The organism is Maridesulfovibrio salexigens DSM 2638 (genome assembly GCF_000023445.1).
GTDB lineage: Bacteria > Desulfobacterota > Desulfovibrionia > Desulfovibrionales > Desulfovibrionaceae > Maridesulfovibrio > Maridesulfovibrio salexigens.
In genome coordinates, this window is sequence record NC_012881.1 from 3,129,033 (window position 1) to 3,147,212 (window position 18,180).

Sequence of the window (18,180 nt, forward strand, 5' to 3'; positions counted from 1 at the left end):
TTTGAATTCCCGTTCACCGAAAATAGAATGCATCAATAGACCAGTCATGCTTTTATGACTGCACGGATAAGGAGAAAAGCAGAAAAAGACCCGGATTGAAAACAACAAATAACTCTACAACATCGGGGGACGAAATGAGTGACACAAAAGTGATGAACAGATGGTTTGCCGTAGTTGGCGCTGTGCTGATGCAATTGGCACTCGGCGCAATCTACGCATGGTCGGTATTCACCCCTTCACTGATTGCGGCTGGATGGAACAAATTCCAGACTCAAGCTGTATTTTCCATCGCGCTGGTCAGTTTCGCCATATCCATGGTCTGGGCAGGTAAGAAACTCGCTCAATGGGGTCCCATGAAACTCTCTTTCCTCAGTGCACTCGTACTGGGAGCGGGTTATGCCCTTGCCGGTCTCATCGGCGGCACAAGCTTTACCGCCCTCTGTCTCTTCATCGGTCTTATCGGCGGTGCCGGAATCGGCCTTGGATACGTAGTTCCCATTGCCGTCGGCATGCGCTGGTTCCCTGATAAAAAAGGATTCATCACCGGTCTGGCCGTAGCCGGATTCGGTTTCGGTGCCATGGCCTGGGTCAAGCTGGCCGGAGCATGGGGTAACCTCATCGGCTCAATCGGAATATCATCCACCTTCTCAGTCTACGGAGTTCTCTTCTGTCTGATGATCGCAGCAGGCGGAATCTTTATGCGCTTTCCCCCGGAAGGCTGGGCACCTGAAGGCTATCACCCTGAAACTAACGCTGATGCAGCAAACGATGCTGAAGAAGAAAATTTCAGCACCACTGAAATGCTCCGCACTCCTCAATTCTATCTCATTTTCGCAACTTTCACCTTCAGCGCGGCAGCTGGACTTATGTCAATCGGACTGATGAAGCTTTACCCCATGGAAGCTTTGCAGGCATCAGGACACAGTATGGCTGAAGCAAGTGCTATTGCCGGAACTGCCATGGCTGTTTTTTTCAGCCTCGCCAACGGACTGGGCCGTATCATCTGGGGAACCATGAGTGATAAGCTGGGACGCAAACGCTCCATCCTGCTCATGACCGCCATTCAGGGTGCAACCCTGCTGGCATTCACAGCCATGGCCGGAAACGCATTCCTGCTTTACGTGGGAGCAACCATCATCGGCTTTAACTTCGGCGGCAACTTTGCCCTCTTCCCCACCATCACAGCTGATACCTTCGGCACTAAGAGCGTGGGACAGAACTATCCGTACATCTTCCTCGCATACGGCGCAGGCGGAATCGGTGGGCCTCTGCTCGGCGGAGTACTCGGTGATATGGGTAACTTCCCGCTGGCGTTCACTATCTGCGGAGTATGCTGTTTAATCGGTGCTGCTGCCATCGCAATGGTCAAGAAGCCCCACAGAAGTTTCAACGCCAGTCCCGAAACAACCACATAAAAACATTTCATCAGGGCATTGAGCATAGCTCATCTCTGAAGAAACTCCTTACGGAAGTTTAGCTCATTTAACTTCCGTACCCCCTAAAAACTCCCCGCGTCGTGTGGGGAGTTTTTAATTTTGAAATTCCCCTGCCCTTGAATTTACACTTCGAACTGCATACCATCTATTATCCCAACAAAGGAGTGTACATGACAAACCGCTGCCAATGGGCACAACACGAACTCGAAATAGCCTACCACGACAACGAATGGGGAGTTCCCCTGCACGATGACCAACTTCATTTTGAATTCCTCATCCTTGAGGGGGCTCAGGCCGGACTTTCGTGGCTGACTGTTTTAAAAAAGCGCGAGAACTATCGCCAAGCTTTTGCTAATTTCGATCCTGAAATAGTTGCCCGCTTTACTGAGGACGACATTGAACGGTTACGGCAGAATGAAGGAATCATCCGCAACAAGCTCAAGATCAATTCCGCTGTACGCAATGCCCGGGCATTTCTGGATATTCAAAAAGAATTCGGAAGCTTTGATGCTTACATCTGGCAATTCACAGGCGGAAAAACGATCCAGAACAAATGGCAGACGCTGGAAGAAGTTCCCGCCAAAACTGCGGAAGCGGAAGCCATGAGCAAGGATTTAAAGAAAAGAGGCTTCAATTTCGTAGGCCCGACAATCTGCTACGCATACATGCAGGCTACTGGAATGGTTAACGATCATCTTATAAGTTGCTTCCGCCACAAAGAGTTGCTGGCTGTAGGATAAGGTACATTAAAATATCCCTTTCAATTTGCGCTTCCAACACGCCCTAAACCTTGACACACCGGACTTCAGGCACTAATTCTTACGAGTTGCCCAAAAGCGCAACCGCAAACCGGAACCGGATTTAATAAAACCCGTCCGGTCTTTTTTTTCTAATGAAATTTTAACAGGCCTGACGCGCCTATTTTCGCGCAGCCTGACAAGGAGAATTCTAATGGCGTACGATGTAAAACTTTTCAAACTCATCAACGGCGACATGGTTATCGGTAAGTGGGACGAAGCAAACGACAAAATCACCGATCCCGCAGTACTCCAGACCGTTCCTTCCCAGCAGGGCGTGCAGATGATGATCCTGCCTTTCGGCTACCCTTTCGATAACGAAATCGAAGGCGAAATCGAAGGCCGCCACATTCTCTATACCTACAAGAACTGTCCTGAAGATGTTTCCACCAAATACCTCGAAGCTTCCAGCAACCTGACCCTCTCCACCGGCGGTCTCGGCGGCATGGGTGCCGGCATGGGCGGCGGTAACGTTTCCGACATTTCCGAACTGCTGAAAAAATAATTTTAAATAGCCTCCGGCGGCTGGAAAAGGGTTTAAGCTGCCGGAGACGAAATCTTTTCATAAAAAGCGCGTAGCGCATCAAATTCAAGGGTGTACTTTTGAAAAAGTTGCTTCCTCTTTTGCCCCGCCCTACCCGCTATCTGGGTTCGGAATGGGGTTCCGTCCACAAGGACCCCGCTAAGGTCAAGGCTCATATCGCCATTGGTTTCCCGGATCTTTACGAGATCGGCATGTCTTATCTCGGTCAGAAAATCCTCTATGAAATCGTTAACAAGCATGATGATTTCTACGCAGAAAGGGTTTACACCCCCTGTGAGGAAACCGCTGAAATCATGCGCGAACATGGCGAACTGCTGGCCACTCTTGAAAGCGACACTCCGCTGAAAGACGTGGACGCGCTGGGCATCAGCCTGACTCATGAGCTGTGCTACACCAACGTGCTTTTCATGCTGGACCTTGCCGGTATTCCGCTCAAATCTGCGGACCGAGACGATTCCTGTCCGCTGGTCATCGGCGGAGGTGGAGCCTGCTTCAATGCAGAACCTGTTGCAGACTTCTTTGATGTGATCATGCTCGGAGATGGCGAAGAATCCATCATCAAGGTCATGGAAGTTATTGCCGAATGCAAAGAGCAGGGACTGGGACGTAAAGCTCGCCTTGAGAAACTTGCCGAACTTCCCGGCATCTACATTCCTGAATTTTTCGATCCCGAGAATCCCGGAGATTTCTTTGTGGAAAAGGCTGTGGTCGAAGATTTCGAACCCATTCCCTTTCCCAAAGAACAGATTCTTCCGTACGGTCAGGTCATTCATGACCGCCTGACCATGGAAATCGCCCGAGGCTGTACCCGTGGCTGCCGTTTCTGTCAGGCAGGTATCATCTACCGTCCTGTCCGCGAACGCACTCCGGAGACACTGACCAAGACTCTTATGGAAGGTCTGGAAGAAACCGGATACGAGGAAACTTCCTTCCTCTCCCTGAGCACCGGGGATTACTCAGCTCTGGATACACTTTTTGCCCAGTGTTTTGATAACTGTGCAGCTGAGCAGATTTCCATTTCACTGCCTTCCTTGCGTGTCGGTTCTCTTTCCGAACCGATCATGGAACGTATCGCCACCATCCGCCGCACCGGAGCCACCCTTGCTCCCGAGGCCGGAAGCCAGCGCATGCGTGACGTAATCAACAAGGGCATCACAGAAGAAGCCCTGCTGAAACATGCACTCATGCTCTATGAAAACGGCTGGCAGAATATAAAACTCTATTTCATGATCGGCCTGCCCACCGAGACTTTTGAAGACCTCGATGCCATTGTCGATCTTTGTGTCAAGGTTCGCGATGTAGCAGGCAAGCACATCAAAAAACTGAACATCACTGCTGCTGTTTCACCTTTCGTACCCAAGCCGCACACCCCCTTCCAGTGGGAACGTCAGATTTCTCTCGAAGAAATCGGTGAACGCTTGGATTACATGCGCGAAAAATTCAATAACCAGAAGCGCATTAAGATGAAATCGCATATTCCGCGCATGACCTTCCTTGAAGGTATTTTCTCACGCGGTGACCGCAGACTCGGCCCTGTAATCGAGAAGGCGTATAAGAAAGGCGCACTCTATTCCAGCTGGAAAGATCATCTCAAGCTTGAGCCTTATCTTGAAGCCATGGAAGAGGAAGGCCTTACCCCGGAAGAATTCACCGGAGCACGGGACCATGATGCCCGCCTGCCTTGGGATCATCTTTCATCCGGGGTCAGCAAAAAATTCCTGCTCACCGAGCTTAAGCGCGGTATCTCCGAAAAAATCACCGGAGACTGCCGTTACGAAGAATGCCGCAACTGCGGAGTCTGCAACTTTGACGGTCGCAAATCCCTGCTTGAAAAGCAGGCAGAAAATATGGACCTGCGTCCAAAGATGGTTTTTGAAACCCGCGACCAGACCGGAGATGTCCCCGATTTCGTACAGACAGAAAAACCTGACCTCGGCATCAAGGGCAGCCATTTCCGTCTTTGGTATACTAAAACAGGAACCTCAGCCTACCTGTCACAGCTTGACCTTCAGCCTGTGATTGAGCGTGCCATGCGCCGTGCAGAACTGCCGCTGACCTTCTCTCAGGGATTCCACCCCATGCCGCGCATGTCCTTCGGGCGTGCATTGCCTGTTGGTGTAGAAAGCTTGAAAGAATGGATGAACATCATGCTGCGTACCGAAATCGGTGCACAAGATCTGGTGGATCGTCTCAACAGGCAGATGCCCATGGGGATGAAGATTGTCGGAGCTGATCCGCTGACTTTATCCAAAAAACAGAAGCATCCGGAGATAGAAGACTTCACTCTTATCTTCACCTGCTCCGATGAAGAGGCCAAAGAAAAAATCGAACGTCTGCGCGAGTACGCACAGTCGGATGAATACATTGTCTCCCACACCACCAAGAAAAAGGTGAAAGAGAAAAACATCCGTCCCATGCTGGTCAAATTCGATGAAATGAATGAGCGGACTTTAAAACTGACCTTCGACTGGACATCCATGTACATGAGTCCGGTGAAGATGATTGCCGCCATCTGTCCCGGAACAACGCTGCTGGACTTTGACCTGACCAAAACGGATCAACGATTCGAATAGCAGCCTAATTCAAGACTAATTAAAAGGGCCAGTTTACCGGAATATTTCGGTAAACTGGCCGTTTTTTTTGAAAAAGACCGACCTGTCAATCTTAAAATTAGACGAAAACAATCAGCAACTCTTGAGACTACTCGGCAACAACAACCTGATTTCGCCCGGATTGCTTTGCCTTATACATCGCCTTATCCGCCATCCTGACAGTTTCTTCACTTGGCCTACTTCCATCACTTGCCGCACACCCTATGCTGACAGTCAATGAATGATGAGCGCCGGAGGAAGGTAAATAAACCGTGTTCGATTCAACGGATTTCCTGATCCGCTCTGCAAGGGCGGCGGCATGTTCAAGCTTGGTATCATAGAGTAATATCAAGAATTCTTCGCCGCCATACCGTCCAAAAAGATCATTGCTACGCAACACTTTTTGCGTTTCCTCAACAAAATATTTTAGTACCAAGTCGCCTGCATCATGCCCATATGTATCATTAACTGATTTAAAATTATCAAGATCCAAAAGCAAAGCCGCGAAAGAACCCTTATCGCCATTCAACTGATGAAGCGCGTCATCCAGTGCCCGTCTGTTATATGCTCCGGTAAGGGCATCCCTTGTTACGAATTCGATCATTTGCTTTCTGTTTCTTGCGAGCCAGATGCTCCCGAAGACCCCGGAAATCATACCCAATAAAATTGCTCCCAATGTAGCAATAATTGTCTTGGTCTTAAGGTCATGGATGGAACTGTAAGCCCTGCTCACAGCTTCTTCCCTATACGAAGCGAAACTATCCAGATCCTCAGAAACAGTCTCTACACGCAGGTCAAATTCCTCCATCAACTCTGCTGAGCGTTTGGAAACCAGTCCAACTACTTTTAACTGAAATATTTGATCTCCAAGGAGCATACAACTATTCCACTCCTGCCTCAGATAGAGCAACTTACTTTTTTCATCGACATATGCAGGATTATCAATCAAGACTTTGAAATAATGGTTAACCTCATCTTTTGACTGTTCCCAAAGCTTCTTATTATCCATTTTGCCTTGAAGTAAATAATCATTGGGCCCCATCATGGAAGTTATTAAAGCCTTCTGCAAAACCCTTACAGGGCGTATTTCTTCATATATAGTATCTGCGATAAACTCCATTTTCTCAAAAATAGGATGAAAAAACACAAATACTGTAATCAGAACCAATGACAAGATAGGTAACAGAGTAAATGAAACAACCATCAAATATCTTGATTGCCTTTCGGTATTGAAATCATTCATATGCACCTAACATTTTTGCTTTACACCTAATTTTTAAGCCTTCCCTGCATCAAATTGACAGCCTCTAACCCACTTCAAAGTTCTTTCATGATATCATGTATCTTATCAAAATGTCATAAATATCTTCAACCGACACGTCCGGAAGAACTTTTCTGAAATTACAAAAAAAGGGAGTGGTAAAAACCACTCCCTGAAATCTAAAACGCCTTTCAGCTCCTTACCCAAGAAGCAATCGCAACGGATGAAATCTATACACGTAACCGAAAAACACTTAACAGCATAAAGCCTTACACCAATCAAAGAGTTTTAAAACTTCATTGGACAGAACTTGGAAGAATCATCCTTAAATATTTGTTCAACTTCTAAAAATGCGTCAACAACAACTGGATCAAAATGCTTGCCGGACTCGCTTTTGATTAATTCCATTGCCTTTTCGTGTGACCAAGGGGCTTTGTATGGCCTTTTACTACGCAAGGCATCATATACATCTGCAATCGCCACGATTCGGGCTGAAAGTGGAATCTCCTCTCCACATAACCCTAACGGGTACCCTGTACCATCCCATTTTTCATGATGATAGAGTGCAACATCTGCAGCCAAAGCAAGATAAGAATCCTTGCCAAATTCATTGATAAAAATCTCGTTTCCCAAGTTCAGTACTGTCCCCGCTACTGTAGTGTGCTCCCTTACAATCTTAAATTCTTCATCCGTTAACTTGCCCTGCTTCGACAATATTTCAACAGGAACAGATGTCTTACCGATGTCATGTAGGATAGAGGCCAAAGCCAGTTCATCCACGTAGTTATCTTTTTGAGTAAGATACGGCCTGTATGGCCCACCTTCCCTTAATTTTGAAGCAATAATGTATGTTAAGTTTCTTATACGGTTTAGATGCTCGCCAGTATCCGGATCATAATTCTCTGCAAGAATGGCTAGCGATTGTATGGAGACTTCTTGTGTTACTTGAAGTTCTTGAGTTTTTTCATATACCAGCTTCTCAAGATTTTTATTAAGCGATCTTACTTTTTCATCAGCTTGATCCCTATAATAGCTAAGCCTGCCAGCTCGAATAAGCACCACAACAATTATTATCAGTAATGAGAATGATATTGCAGAACCAAAAACAGCCTCATTAATTAAGAGGTTATCCAATTCCTCTTTTCTTAAGGTTAAATCATAATAAAGCTCAAAAGCTCCGGCAAATTTTCCATTGTCCATTATTGGAATATATATTTCCGCCAAATCCTTGGAGACGAACCGTCCTTCAAGAGTATGCTGATTCTTGGTTACAATCTTAGAAAAATTCTTACCTTTTGCGACAATCAGTTTAAAATACTCATGCCTGTTAAGCTTTCCGATATCCTCTGGCGCGGTCGAGTATACAATCTCCCCGGCAGCGTTGAATATTTTGACTTTTTCAAGTCCAAACTTGAGCATTGCATGTTTCATTAACTCATCAATATCTTTATCAACTTCAAGGTCACCTGAAGAAGATATCCTCGTTGCTTCCATTGCCCAATAGTTGGCTGTTTTTTCGGCCTCTTCTTCGGAATAATTCAGAAGTTTCTCGCTAAAATAGGGCAAAACGAAATAATAACTTCGGAGAGGGTAAGCAATAGTAGTTATAATTCCGATGACTAAAAGAATTATTATCTCTGGATGCCTGTTTATGGTCTTTGCAACTTTCTCCATACTGATCTCCAAACCAATTAATCGGGGAAGAAATTAATATACGCAATATATTTATTGCCTATTCCCAAACCTGTCTATGGAGAATGGAAAATTATAATACAGCACCTTAGAGAATTTATCAGACTTTCCAACCACTGTAGTGATGTACATTTAAATACACGGTAATAATCAATTTACATTCCCAAGAGTTAGTGCGGGGAGACTCTACTTGTAATTTTCAGGAATGTCTTATGATACAAGCTGAATCATTTCCTTACCAATTCAGCGAAAAGCGCACCATTAGCATTGCAACATTAATGAAAACATATTTACAAAATCAACGATTATCATATCCAGATAAAACAAAAAAAAGGGAGTGGTAAAAACCACTCCCTGAAATCTAAAACTCCTTTCAGCTCTTTGCCGAAGAAGTCATCATAACTGGATAAATCTATACACGATAAATCAGAAGGGCACCTCGTCCATTCCGCTTGCTTCGGAAGGAAATGCGGGGCCGAGATCTTCATCATCCGGGAAACCGCCGCCCTGCTGCTGAGGCTGTTGGTTGTACTGTTGCTGCTGGGGCTGGCCCTGGTAGCCACCCTGCTGCTGGTTATTGTACTGACCACCGCCCTGCTGCTGATATCCATTCTGCTGCTGGCCCTGATATCCGCCTGCATCCTGCCTGCTGTCGAGGCCCTGAATGTTGTTGGCTACGATTTCAGTTGTGTAACGGTCCTGACCGTTCTGGTCCTGCCATTTACGGGTCTGCAATTTACCTTCAACCATAACCAGACGGCCTTTGGACAGGTATTTGCCTACGAATTCGGCAGTCTGACGCCATGCAACAACACGGTGCCACTCGGTCTTATCAACTTTCTGGCCGCTATTGCGGTCTTTGTAGCCTTCATCGGTAGCTACAGAAAGGTTGGCAAAGGCCTGACCGGAGGTTGTGTATGAAAGTTTCGGATCCTGCCCGAGACGTCCTATCAATATTACTTTGTTCATGCTTCCTGCCATCTAGGCCCCCATTTATCTGAATTTTCTTTTTGAAGCGATCTTTTCCGCAACACTCAGCTCGTCTTCGAGATCGTAGCTGATGGTATTGGCTTCCGAAGCTTTCCAGTCGCCAAGAGCTTTTTCCATACGCAATTTAAGTTCATACGCTTTACGGATGGATTCAGCCATGGCTTCGGCCTTTTCTTCCGGGATCATGCCCAGCTCAAGACGGTCCTTAAGGTCCTCGACAAGCTCGATAACACCACGCGAGCGCCCGTCGGGCTGCGGTTCTTCCCAAGCGGTCTTAACCAGATAAGGCCAGTTTTTCTCAACTTCGGCTTCATCATATGTACGGGCCATAACCCTAATTTGGAGCACATTTCCCATGCGAAAAATCCTTTATTAATACGGAAAAAAAGAATTCGTCAATCGCTAGATTTCAAAAAGCAAAAACTCTTATTAATCAACCTCTTCCCATTCGCTCTGAACGCGGTTGACAACTTCCTGAATCTGCTTGAGCTGATCAGCAGGACAAACACCGATCAGGGGTTGGGCTGCATCAACGTTGTCACCGTTATTGAAATATACGGAATAAATGAGACCTTCGGGCCCGCTGTAGTTGAGCGCAGTTTCCCTTTTCATACGGGAAACAATGAACAGGTCCATACCTTCGGTAACCTTAACGGAACGCTCACCGGAACCTTTGATCTTAGCGTCAACTTCAGGAGTGAAGTAGTATTTTGCTTTTTCAGGAGCATTGAACAGAAAAAGAGCTTTCTTGAGGATCAGCTGAATTACTTCTTCTTTGGAAAGGAAGTGACGGATCTTGATCAGCACTTCTCCGGCTTCTACAAAGCTGCCTTCCAGATCCTGACGGATGGAAACAATTTCACCTTTTTCAGGAGCAGTAATGTTCTTGGTATTGCGTTCACGAGTAAGTTTAGCCAGTACGGTGCCGGGCTTTTCCTTCCATTCACCGGAGGGACCTTTCACCTTATCGCCAACCTTAAGACCGGTAAATTCAACAGTTCCGGTATGAGGGACAGATATTTCAATTTCCTCGTAAGGAGAAGCCTTGATCTCTTCAAGCAGTTCCTTAATATTCAGCATTATATTAACCTCTGGATTATTTTTACTTATATCCCGCGACATTGGGCGGAGATCATTATTTTTACATTTTAAACCGGAGCCCTAAGACCCAGCATCCGGTTCGGGCAATTTGCAGACATTATCAGGCAAAGTCAACCTGCTGCGAAACTCCCTAACACAGAAAACACTTTACGATAAGTACCTACACAAATGTAGGTATATTTATCTATAATACAAATTCCGGCCACCCATGGTCATGAGAGCCTGGCCGATATTGCGACCCATTTCGCGCCTGTCCCAGATTCCCTGAATATGTCCTCTGGCAAGTGCGTTCCACGCGTTGTGATAATTAGGTGGAACGGGAATCCCCGTAGTTTCGGTGATAACCCTTGGTCCGGCAAACCCTATCTTGGAAGACCGTATCCCGAACTGATAGGGGGAACATCCCAGAAAACTTGCCACGGACCCACCGTAAGAGTTGGTATCGTAGATTACCAGATATAAGCCCCCGGCATCCACATATTTGCGCAGAGCCATAGTACAGCGAGGCATCTGGAGCACACCGTTGGTACCTTCTTGAATGCGGATTCCGGCTGTTCCATGAGCATAAAAGATAAGCGGCAATTGTTTGCGCTGGGCTCTTTCAGCTGCGCGGATAATCTTCTCGCCTTCAGCTGCACCGACAGAACCGCCCCTGAACGGAGCAGCAAGGCAAATGACCACTGCATTGATACCGTCCATGCGGGTTTCGAAAGTTATACAGGAAGAACGCAAACCGGTTTTCTTACGGGCTTCGTCAAGCTTGAGATCAAAGCCTTCGTAGCCCAACGGATTGGCAGACTCAATGCCGGAGTTGAATTCAAAACCTTCGGCATAGTTAAAAACATTGTACAGATACCACTGGTATTCCATAGGAAAATGATGCCCGCAATTACTGCAAACCCCGGCAAAATCGCCAAACAGATCAGGAGCCCAGAGATCGAGGCACCCCTCGCTAGCTGAGTTGGGGCAGGTAAAAGTACGGTCATCCTTACATTTGGGACTACTGTATTTCCAGCGTCCTTCTTCAAAACATGGTGACTGGTCAGAAGTGGAAAGGCAGAGCAATTTGTCACGAACTTCGCTCGAAATTTTAACCGACGAGCCATTCTCGGCACTGTTCTTCTTCAGCAATCGGGCAGTGCGCTCTTTGACGAGATGGGCCTCGGCCTGAATCTCTTCCATTCCCTGCTTAGCAGCACGAACAGTACGCCCCACAAGGTTATAGACAAAGAGCGATTTAGTAGACCAAGCCACTCCCTGAACAGCTGCCCCCATTTTCAGGAACAATGAACGCTGGTCCATGTATGCAGAGGTGGAGAGGTTGCGAAACTTCTCATAACGCTTCTCAACCAGTCTTGCCCTCGCACGGGAACTCAGAGCCCAGCGCATGAAGACATCCTCACCCTCTTCCGGTCCCTTCTGCTTGAGAGCCATAGCCCGGAAAAGTTTAAGTCCTTTCACGGAAATACAAACTTCGTTAGTAGCCCGAATTACCTCGGAACGCAGGGTGCGGAAAAAGTCATAACTGGCAGGCTTAGCCCCCAGATGAGGTTCCTGCACCACACGGTCAATGTACCCCATCTCCAGATTATCCTCGGCAGTAATACCGAGTTTGCGAGCACAATTTCCGATCAGAGCATTATCCACCCGTTTGCCGCCTTTAAGGTTGGCCTCAATTGCTGCCGCCCCTTCCGGGGAAATGACCGAGTAGTAACCGTGAGAAAGCATAAGTCTGCGGTCGGCAAGACCAATGGCCTCAGCACCGCCGGAACCGCCTTCGGAAATAACTGAGATGATAGGCACATCAATTTTGCCCATCTCATAAATATTTTTGGCTATCTGCTGCGCCGCTCCGGGATAATCTTCAATAGGGTATGAACCGGGGGTAAAAATATAGGTATGGATGGGAATACCTTCAGCCTGCGCAACTTTCATGTAATGAAGAGCCTTGGCATTACCCCAAGGTTTGGCAGAACCTCCATTGCGAAATTCCTGCCCGTGCCCTTTCTCCTGCCCAATGACCATAACCGGCTGATGAACAACCTTCTGCCCCACCCGTCTGGTAATGTAGGCTTGAGCAATAAGCATGGAAGGGTCGATACTGAACTCACCAAGTCCGCCAAGCTCGGTGTAGTTATCGTAAACATTTTCCAGAATATCAGTCAGGCATATGCGCTGAGGATGACGTACAATGCGCACCCTATCCATTGGAGTCAGCTCTTTCTCGAGCTTGGATTCAAGAAAGGAAAACAAGTCTTCAAGGCGGGCAAGTTTACTCAGTGAATCTTTGGTTGAAATAGTCCCGCGCAAACCACGGAACTCATCCAACTCAGAGCCGAGCATGGAAATATTGGCATTTTCGAGATTCCCGAAAATATCCTTAATATAATTGAGCCTTTCAGAAAGGGCATCGATGCGCTTATCAATATTCATACAAATCCTGAATTATTTCAGCACAAGAGGCTAAAATTCCAACAAACCGGAGCTCTTATCAATCAAATACGAAATATTGGATTCAAGCTTACGTCCCGCCCGATCCTGCCCTTGCAGAATCAGGCCCTTTAAAAATTTAACTCCGCGCTGCTTGGCATGTTCCAGATTGTCACCGCGAACAATTGCCAGCGCGAGGTTGGGATCGAATTCAGTGGGAATTTCATAAGGACGGTCAGTGGGCACCTGAGTATAAACCTCAAGCCACTCTTCTTCCTGCCAGCGGAACTTGTCAATCGTACCTACCCACGGAGCAAAATCATAGTCCGGATTCTCGGCAATAATGCGGTACTCGATGGCTGCTCCGGAAAGGTCTACATCCTCCTGAGCGTAGCCCAAGGCTTCACCTAATCCGAGCCGGACCTGCTCACGCACGATATTCACATTGCGCTCACCCTTGATTGCCGAGATCGCAGCGGAAACTCCGTTCTCAACCTGAATGCGGGTGTTGACCTCCATGAGAAAAGGCTCGCCGCGCGGAGTAACAATCCATTCCCATGTTCCCACGTTATCATAATTAACGGCACGGGCCATAGACAGAGAGTGTTCCGTTATGCTGTCCAGCACCCCGGAAGCATTGAAAATATAGTGAATTTCTTGAGGTGCAAATCCGGGAGCGACTTCGATCCGCTTCTGATTACCGCTACTCTGCACCGAACAGTTGCGGGTTCCGAAATGGATGTGCTTACGCCCGCTTCGTTCACAAACAACTTGAACTTCAAGATGGTTGAATCCGTAAATACGCTGCTCAATGAGAACGCCTTCATCATTGAACTGACGCTTGGCGTAATTGCGGATACGCCTGTAAACAGAACGGAACTCATCGGGATCGTTTACTTCTTCAATCCCCATCCCCCCACCACCGGCAGAAGCCTTAACCATGATGGCCGGGGCCTGAAATCCCTGCTCCTTCTGAAAAGCGAAAAGGCTGTCGGCAAGCTCGACAGCCTCAAGTTCATCATAAATAGGACTGTCGGACCCGGGAACGGTCGGCACTCCCAAACTGCGTGCAAGACGTTTTGTATTAATCTTGTCACCCAATTCCTGAATCACCCGCCACGAAGGTCCGATAAAGATAAGCGGTTTTTCCCTTTTCACCACCCGGCGCGCAAACCTGAAATCTTCAGCAAAAAATCCGTATCCCGGATGAATGGCCGAGGCTCCGCTACGGTCCGCAACACTGAAAATTTCATTGGCATCGCGGTAGGAACTAATGCAAAAAAGGCTGTTCTCACCACCATTTTCCCGCGCAAAACGTACATGCCCGCTTTCACTGTCCGCCTCAGTATAAACGCAGACAAAATTCTGATTAAGCTCCAGACAGGCTTTGGCTATCCTGATGGCAATTTCACCACGGTTGGCAATTAGGACCTTATGTTCACCTTTGTACACAGTAAAATACCAACCGGGAAATCAGGATGCGCCTTTTTTCTTGCGCAACAGGATCATTCGTTTCTGGACTTCTAAAACCAACTTATCAAGACGTGCTTCCTGATACTTATCCAGATCAACATAAATGCAGCCCATCAAACCTTTTCCGATATCACGCACCACTTTGATATCAAGTCCGGTTAAAAGCTCTTTTTTGCCGAGAACAAAATCAACCTTGAATTGCTGATCCACTTCGAAACTGTCATTACCAGCAGAAAAAGCGAGACCGTTAACACTAAAATCCTTCACGCTATAAGCGGAAGGATAACCTTCAATCCTGAGAGCCAGTCCGGGAAGACTGGTCCGGAAAGCTCCTCTTGCCGAACTGCTATCGAATGAAATATCCATTCCTCTCTCCAATCACATTCAACAGGTTAAAACCGTTGAGAAAAACAATAATCCTAAAATCTGTTCCCCAAAATAAAACCACGTTTACCTTGGGACTGAAATCATAATTTTGTTAACCCATAATAATCGCGAGCTTACGGCCCGGTCATAATTTTATCCAAAACAAACTCAACACGACGATTGCGCTGACGGTTGCGCTTCGAATTATTAGGAACAAGGGGATCCATTTCCCCAAGTCCTGTCGCGGTAAGCCTATTCGGTTTAATCCCTAATTTCATTAGGTAGCGTAACACATTTACTGCACGTAAGGATGAAATTTCCCAGTTATCTTTCAATCTGCTCTTACTACTGGGCTGGGTATCATCAGTATATCCCTTGATATTGATATACTGGTCAGGATGGCTGATAAAAAAATTCTTTAAAGCTTTTACTGCATTACGCCCTTTCTCACTCAGCTGAACCTGCCCGGGATTGAAGAGCACATCTGAAGGCAGCTTGAGAGTAATTTTGCCATCCTCAAACTTCGCGCTCATAATACCTTCCACGCCCTTGGTGGTCTGAAGATATTTAACATCTTCAAAAACCTTGCGCTGAGCCTTGATGATCTGCCTGCGGGTAACAACCTGATTAAGAATAGCCCCGGCCTCCTCGCGGGAGACCTTGCTGGTGGCAATCTTCTGCAATTTCCCGCTGATTGATTTGCTGACAGACTGGAATGTCATATCAAACTTTTTAGCATCAATCTCGGACATGGAATAAAGCAAAATGAAGAAAACCAGCAGCAGCATGGATAAATCCGCAAAGGTTGTTATCCACTCATTAGGCTCATCCTCGTCTCCATCGTCATCACCGGCCAGCAGCGAACCTTTCAGGAGTTCATCATCCATGGCTTAATCTCCGCTTCGGTCCTTGGGAGCCTGGAACGAAGAAAGCTTCTCGTAAACCAGACGGGGGTTATTGTTCTCAAGGATGGACTTAGCACCCTCGAAAATAATCTCAAGATGCAGCTGTTCCTGAAGAGTTCTGGCTCTGAGTTTTGCCCCGATGGGAATAAAAAGCAGAGTAGCCAACAGGGAACCGTAAAAAGTAGTCAGGATTGCTACCGCCATAGCCGGACCGATGGATGCAGGGTCCTGCAGGTTGGACAGCATCTGAACCAGACCGATCAGAGTACCGAGCATACCGAAGGCAGGAGCCAGCCCCGCAAGACGTTTGTATACGTCCTGTGCGATCTTATGACGCCTTTTCATGGCTGAAATTTCGATCTGCAAAGTAGCCCGGATAAGTTCAGGATCAGCGTTATCAGCGATGAGCTGGCATGATTTACGAAGAACTACGTTTTCCGTCTGGACATTCTCAAGAGCTATTAAACCTTCACGGCGGCTGATTTCAGCAACCTTAACCATGATGTTCACTACTTCGTTTACTTTTACCTTTCTGGAAGAAAAAGCTTTAAAACCTGCAAGCATGGCCTGCAAAACTTCTTCAAAAGGAAAAGCAACGCAGATAGAGGCCAAAGTTCCACCGATAACAATCATCATACCGGGAACGTTGACAAATACATCAACAGCCCCACCGATAAAAATCGCACCGACAACAAGGGAAAGCCCGACCAGCATCCCGATTAAAGTGGAAAAATCCATAGAATCCCGTTCTCTTTTAAGTTACTAGTTAAGACGGATGATAGAGGTATCACGGCGCATCTTTATGCCCCATCCGTACATTAAACCCGAAACTACGAGTAAAACTACCTATGACCTCCCCGGAATCTATACATACTATTAGCAGGCATATACTAGAAAAGATAGATAATTTTCAAACTAACGCCACCGGGATCATTCTTGGTTCCGGTCTTGGCGAAGCCATCACAAAGCTGGATTCAGCCATTGAAATTCCATACTCTGAAATACCGGGATTCCCGCAGTCCACGGTAAAAGGACATTCCGGAAGTCTTATTTACGGATTTATGGAAGAAAAACCTGTACTTGTATTCAGCGGACGTTTCCATATTTACGAAGGATACAGCGCGGCAGAGGCCTGCACCCCGGTACGGGTTATGGGGGAGCTGGGCATAAAACGAATTTTCATTACGAACGCCGCCGGAGCGCTCAATCCGCAATTTGATGCCGGAGACCTCATGCTGATCACCGATCAGATAAATTTCACAGGACACTCCCCGCTCACCGGCCCCAACAACGATGATTGGGGAGTCCGTTTCCCGGACATGAGCAAGGTTTATTGCGATAAACTGCGCGCCATCGCCGTAGCTGCCGCTAAAGACAAGGGAGTACGGCTTGAACGCGGTGTTTACGTAGAGGTAACCGGACCAAACCTTGAAACTCCAGCCGAAACCCGTATGTTCAAGAGACTTGGAGCCGATGCAGTAGGCATGTCCACCGCCATTGAAGCCATTGCCGCCGTGCACATGGGCATCAAGGTTATGGGCATAGCCTGCCTGACCAACAAGAACCTGCCGGACTGCATGGCTGAAACAACCCATGAAGCCGTAATCGAACAGGCAGCCAAATCTTCAGCAGCCATGTCCACCCTGATCAGAGAAATTATTTCCCGGCTGGATTGATCCTGACTGGCTCTGGTTGCCATTTTTCCGGCTTTATCTGCCCGATTTTGCCAGCACAAAAATAAATGCCACGGGGTCAAAAGGCTGTTTAAGCGGTTCTTTTACTCCGTGGCATTTTCATTGCATTCAAATTAGCGTCAGCAAACTATTGCAATATTGCTAATATTTTAAAACAGGGAACTTTCATGAAAGGCAGAACAATAAGCTTGATACTGGCACTGGCCGCACTTCTGGCCCTTGGCGCATGTTCAGCGGGCTATAAGGAACGGACCTTGGACTATCTCGGCAAACGTCCCACCACCGGACCGTTTTTCAAGGAAGATAATACCCCTATGGTGGAGTTGAACTACAATGCCGGGGATCAGATTTCGAACCAGCTTGAAGAAAGGCTGCCACCGGGGTCACCGATCACTGTATCCATGTTCAGGTTACGTGGCAGTACCCTGCAGACAGACTTTGCCAAAGTACTCACCGAACAGGTTGCCTCGCGCATTGCCCAGAAAGGATTCGCTATCGTTGCTGACAGTTCCCGCTTTCCTTTAGCCGCCCTAGATGAAGACCTTGCCCCGCCGGAAAAATGCGTTCTTGCCGGAGCATATTCCGTCGGCAAGGAACAAATTTTTGTTACCGCCGCAGTTTCAACAGTTGCCGATGGTGAAATTCTCGGATCATGGGACTGGACCGTGCCGCTCAATTCCAAGACGAAAGCTCTGCTGCCCATAAAGGAAGACCCGGATATCTACCCTATGGTCAACACCTCCGGGCCATATGAAAAACGCACACCAACTCAATCCTCTGCCCAGCCGCAATACGTGCCGGATCAATTCAATAACCAGCCCGGTTTTGAGCAGGATATTATGAATTAAGGGTTTAGGAATCCCAAAAACTTTTAATAGACTTCGTTACCTGAAACTATAA

The 18,180-nt window shown here is 47.1% G+C and carries 16 protein-coding genes; 6 read left to right on the plus strand and 10 right to left on the minus strand.

What is annotated here, in order from left to right; translation table 11 throughout:
- Positions 1-134 precede the first annotated feature (134 nt).
- The 4 genes from DESAL_RS14345 to DESAL_RS14360 all read left to right on the plus strand — a co-directional run bounded on the left by DESAL_RS14345 (position 135) and on the right by DESAL_RS14360 (position 5,350).
- Positions 135-1,415, plus strand: a complete 1,281-nt coding sequence (locus DESAL_RS14345) for an L-lactate MFS transporter (protein ID WP_015852700.1) — start codon at positions 135-137, stop codon at positions 1,413-1,415.
- A gap of 191 nt (positions 1,416-1,606) precedes the next feature.
- A complete protein-coding gene (locus DESAL_RS14350) occupies positions 1,607-2,176 on the plus strand; it encodes a DNA-3-methyladenine glycosylase I (RefSeq protein WP_015852701.1) in 570 nt (189 codons plus the stop codon).
- A gap of 211 nt (positions 2,177-2,387) precedes the next feature.
- Positions 2,388-2,738, plus strand: a complete 351-nt coding sequence (locus DESAL_RS14355) for a hypothetical protein (protein ID WP_015852702.1) — start codon at positions 2,388-2,390, stop codon at positions 2,736-2,738.
- 98 nt (positions 2,739-2,836) lie between these two features.
- Positions 2,837-5,350: a TIGR03960 family B12-binding radical SAM protein gene (locus DESAL_RS14360; protein ID WP_015852703.1), complete on the plus strand. Its 2,514-nt coding sequence runs from the start codon at positions 2,837-2,839 to the stop codon at positions 5,348-5,350.
- Positions 5,351-5,477: 127 nt separating this feature from the next.
- Here DESAL_RS14360 and DESAL_RS19820 read toward each other — a convergent pair whose 3' ends face one another.
- The 10 genes from DESAL_RS19820 to DESAL_RS14410 form a co-directional block, all read right to left on the minus strand.
- On the minus strand, positions 5,478-6,611 hold the full coding sequence (locus DESAL_RS19820; protein WP_015852704.1) for a GGDEF domain-containing protein: 1,134 nt from the start codon (positions 6,609-6,611) through the stop codon (positions 5,478-5,480).
- Positions 6,612-6,917: 306 nt separating this feature from the next.
- Positions 6,918-8,303 (minus strand): HD-GYP domain-containing protein, encoded by a 1,386-nt coding sequence (locus DESAL_RS19825; RefSeq protein WP_015852705.1) that lies wholly within the window; start codon positions 8,301-8,303, stop codon positions 6,918-6,920.
- Positions 8,304-8,747: 444 nt separating this feature from the next.
- A complete protein-coding gene (locus tag DESAL_RS14375) occupies positions 8,748-9,302 on the minus strand; it encodes a single-stranded DNA-binding protein (RefSeq protein WP_015852706.1) in 555 nt (184 codons plus the stop codon).
- Positions 9,303-9,314: 12 nt separating this feature from the next.
- Positions 9,315-9,668, minus strand: coding sequence for a hypothetical protein (locus tag DESAL_RS14380; RefSeq protein ID WP_015852707.1), 354 nt, complete (start codon positions 9,666-9,668; stop codon positions 9,315-9,317).
- A 72-nt stretch (positions 9,669-9,740) separates the two neighbouring features.
- Positions 9,741-10,391, minus strand: a complete 651-nt coding sequence (locus DESAL_RS14385) for a hypothetical protein (RefSeq protein WP_015852708.1) — start codon at positions 10,389-10,391, stop codon at positions 9,741-9,743.
- A gap of 201 nt (positions 10,392-10,592) precedes the next feature.
- Complete coding sequence (locus DESAL_RS14390) at positions 10,593-12,845, minus strand: carboxyl transferase domain-containing protein (RefSeq protein WP_015852709.1); 2,253 nt, start codon at positions 12,843-12,845, stop codon at positions 10,593-10,595.
- A 30-nt stretch (positions 12,846-12,875) separates the two neighbouring features.
- Complete coding sequence (locus DESAL_RS14395; RefSeq protein ID WP_015852710.1) at positions 12,876-14,294, minus strand: ATP-binding protein; 1,419 nt, start codon at positions 14,292-14,294, stop codon at positions 12,876-12,878.
- 21 nt (positions 14,295-14,315) lie between these two features.
- The gene (locus tag DESAL_RS14400; RefSeq protein ID WP_015852711.1) at positions 14,316-14,681 is read right to left on the minus strand and encodes a PilZ domain-containing protein; all 366 of its coding nucleotides are present in this window, start codon (positions 14,679-14,681) and stop codon (positions 14,316-14,318) included.
- 134 nt (positions 14,682-14,815) lie between these two features.
- Positions 14,816-15,568, minus strand: coding sequence for an OmpA/MotB family protein (locus DESAL_RS14405; RefSeq protein WP_015852712.1), 753 nt, complete (start codon positions 15,566-15,568; stop codon positions 14,816-14,818).
- Positions 15,569-15,571: 3 nt separating this feature from the next.
- Entirely contained in the window at positions 15,572-16,324 is a 753-nt protein-coding gene (locus tag DESAL_RS14410) for a motility protein A (protein ID WP_015852713.1), read from the minus strand.
- A gap of 110 nt (positions 16,325-16,434) precedes the next feature.
- On the opposite strand from DESAL_RS14410, the gene DESAL_RS14415 reads away from it, so the two are divergent.
- Positions 16,435-17,262, plus strand: coding sequence for a purine-nucleoside phosphorylase (locus DESAL_RS14415; RefSeq protein ID WP_015852714.1), 828 nt, complete (start codon positions 16,435-16,437; stop codon positions 17,260-17,262).
- Positions 17,263-17,447: 185 nt separating this feature from the next.
- Positions 17,448-18,128, plus strand: coding sequence for a hypothetical protein (locus tag DESAL_RS14420; RefSeq protein ID WP_015852715.1), 681 nt, complete (start codon positions 17,448-17,450; stop codon positions 18,126-18,128).
- Positions 18,129-18,180 lie beyond the last annotated feature (52 nt).

Excerpts from the sequence above, each read along its gene's own strand:
- DESAL_RS14380 (WP_015852707.1), bottom strand. The coding sequence starts at position 9,668 with ATGGGAAATGTGCTCCAAATTAGGGTTATGGCCCGTACATATGATGAA.
- DESAL_RS14400 (WP_015852711.1), bottom strand. The coding sequence starts at position 14,681 with ATGGATATTTCATTCGATAGCAGTTCGGCAAGAGGAGCTTTCCGGACC.
- DESAL_RS14345 (WP_015852700.1), top strand. The coding sequence starts at position 135 with ATGAGTGACACAAAAGTGATGAACAGATGGTTTGCCGTAGTTGGCGCT.
- DESAL_RS14375 (WP_015852706.1), bottom strand. The coding sequence starts at position 9,302 with ATGGCAGGAAGCATGAACAAAGTAATATTGATAGGACGTCTCGGGCAG.
- DESAL_RS19825 (WP_015852705.1), bottom strand. The coding sequence starts at position 8,303 with ATGGAGAAAGTTGCAAAGACCATAAACAGGCATCCAGAGATAATAATT.
- DESAL_RS19820 (WP_015852704.1), bottom strand. The coding sequence starts at position 6,611 with ATGAATGATTTCAATACCGAAAGGCAATCAAGATATTTGATGGTTGTT.
- DESAL_RS14415 (WP_015852714.1), top strand. The coding sequence starts at position 16,435 with ATGACCTCCCCGGAATCTATACATACTATTAGCAGGCATATACTAGAA.
- DESAL_RS14405 (WP_015852712.1), bottom strand. The coding sequence starts at position 15,568 with ATGGATGATGAACTCCTGAAAGGTTCGCTGCTGGCCGGTGATGACGAT.
- DESAL_RS14410 (WP_015852713.1), bottom strand. The coding sequence starts at position 16,324 with ATGGATTTTTCCACTTTAATCGGGATGCTGGTCGGGCTTTCCCTTGTT.
- DESAL_RS14355 (WP_015852702.1), top strand. The coding sequence starts at position 2,388 with ATGGCGTACGATGTAAAACTTTTCAAACTCATCAACGGCGACATGGTT.
- DESAL_RS14350 (WP_015852701.1), top strand. The coding sequence starts at position 1,607 with ATGACAAACCGCTGCCAATGGGCACAACACGAACTCGAAATAGCCTAC.
- DESAL_RS14420 (WP_015852715.1), top strand. The coding sequence starts at position 17,448 with ATGAAAGGCAGAACAATAAGCTTGATACTGGCACTGGCCGCACTTCTG.
- DESAL_RS14390 (WP_015852709.1), bottom strand. The coding sequence starts at position 12,845 with ATGAATATTGATAAGCGCATCGATGCCCTTTCTGAAAGGCTCAATTAT.
- DESAL_RS14385 (WP_015852708.1), bottom strand. The coding sequence starts at position 10,391 with ATGCTGAATATTAAGGAACTGCTTGAAGAGATCAAGGCTTCTCCTTAC.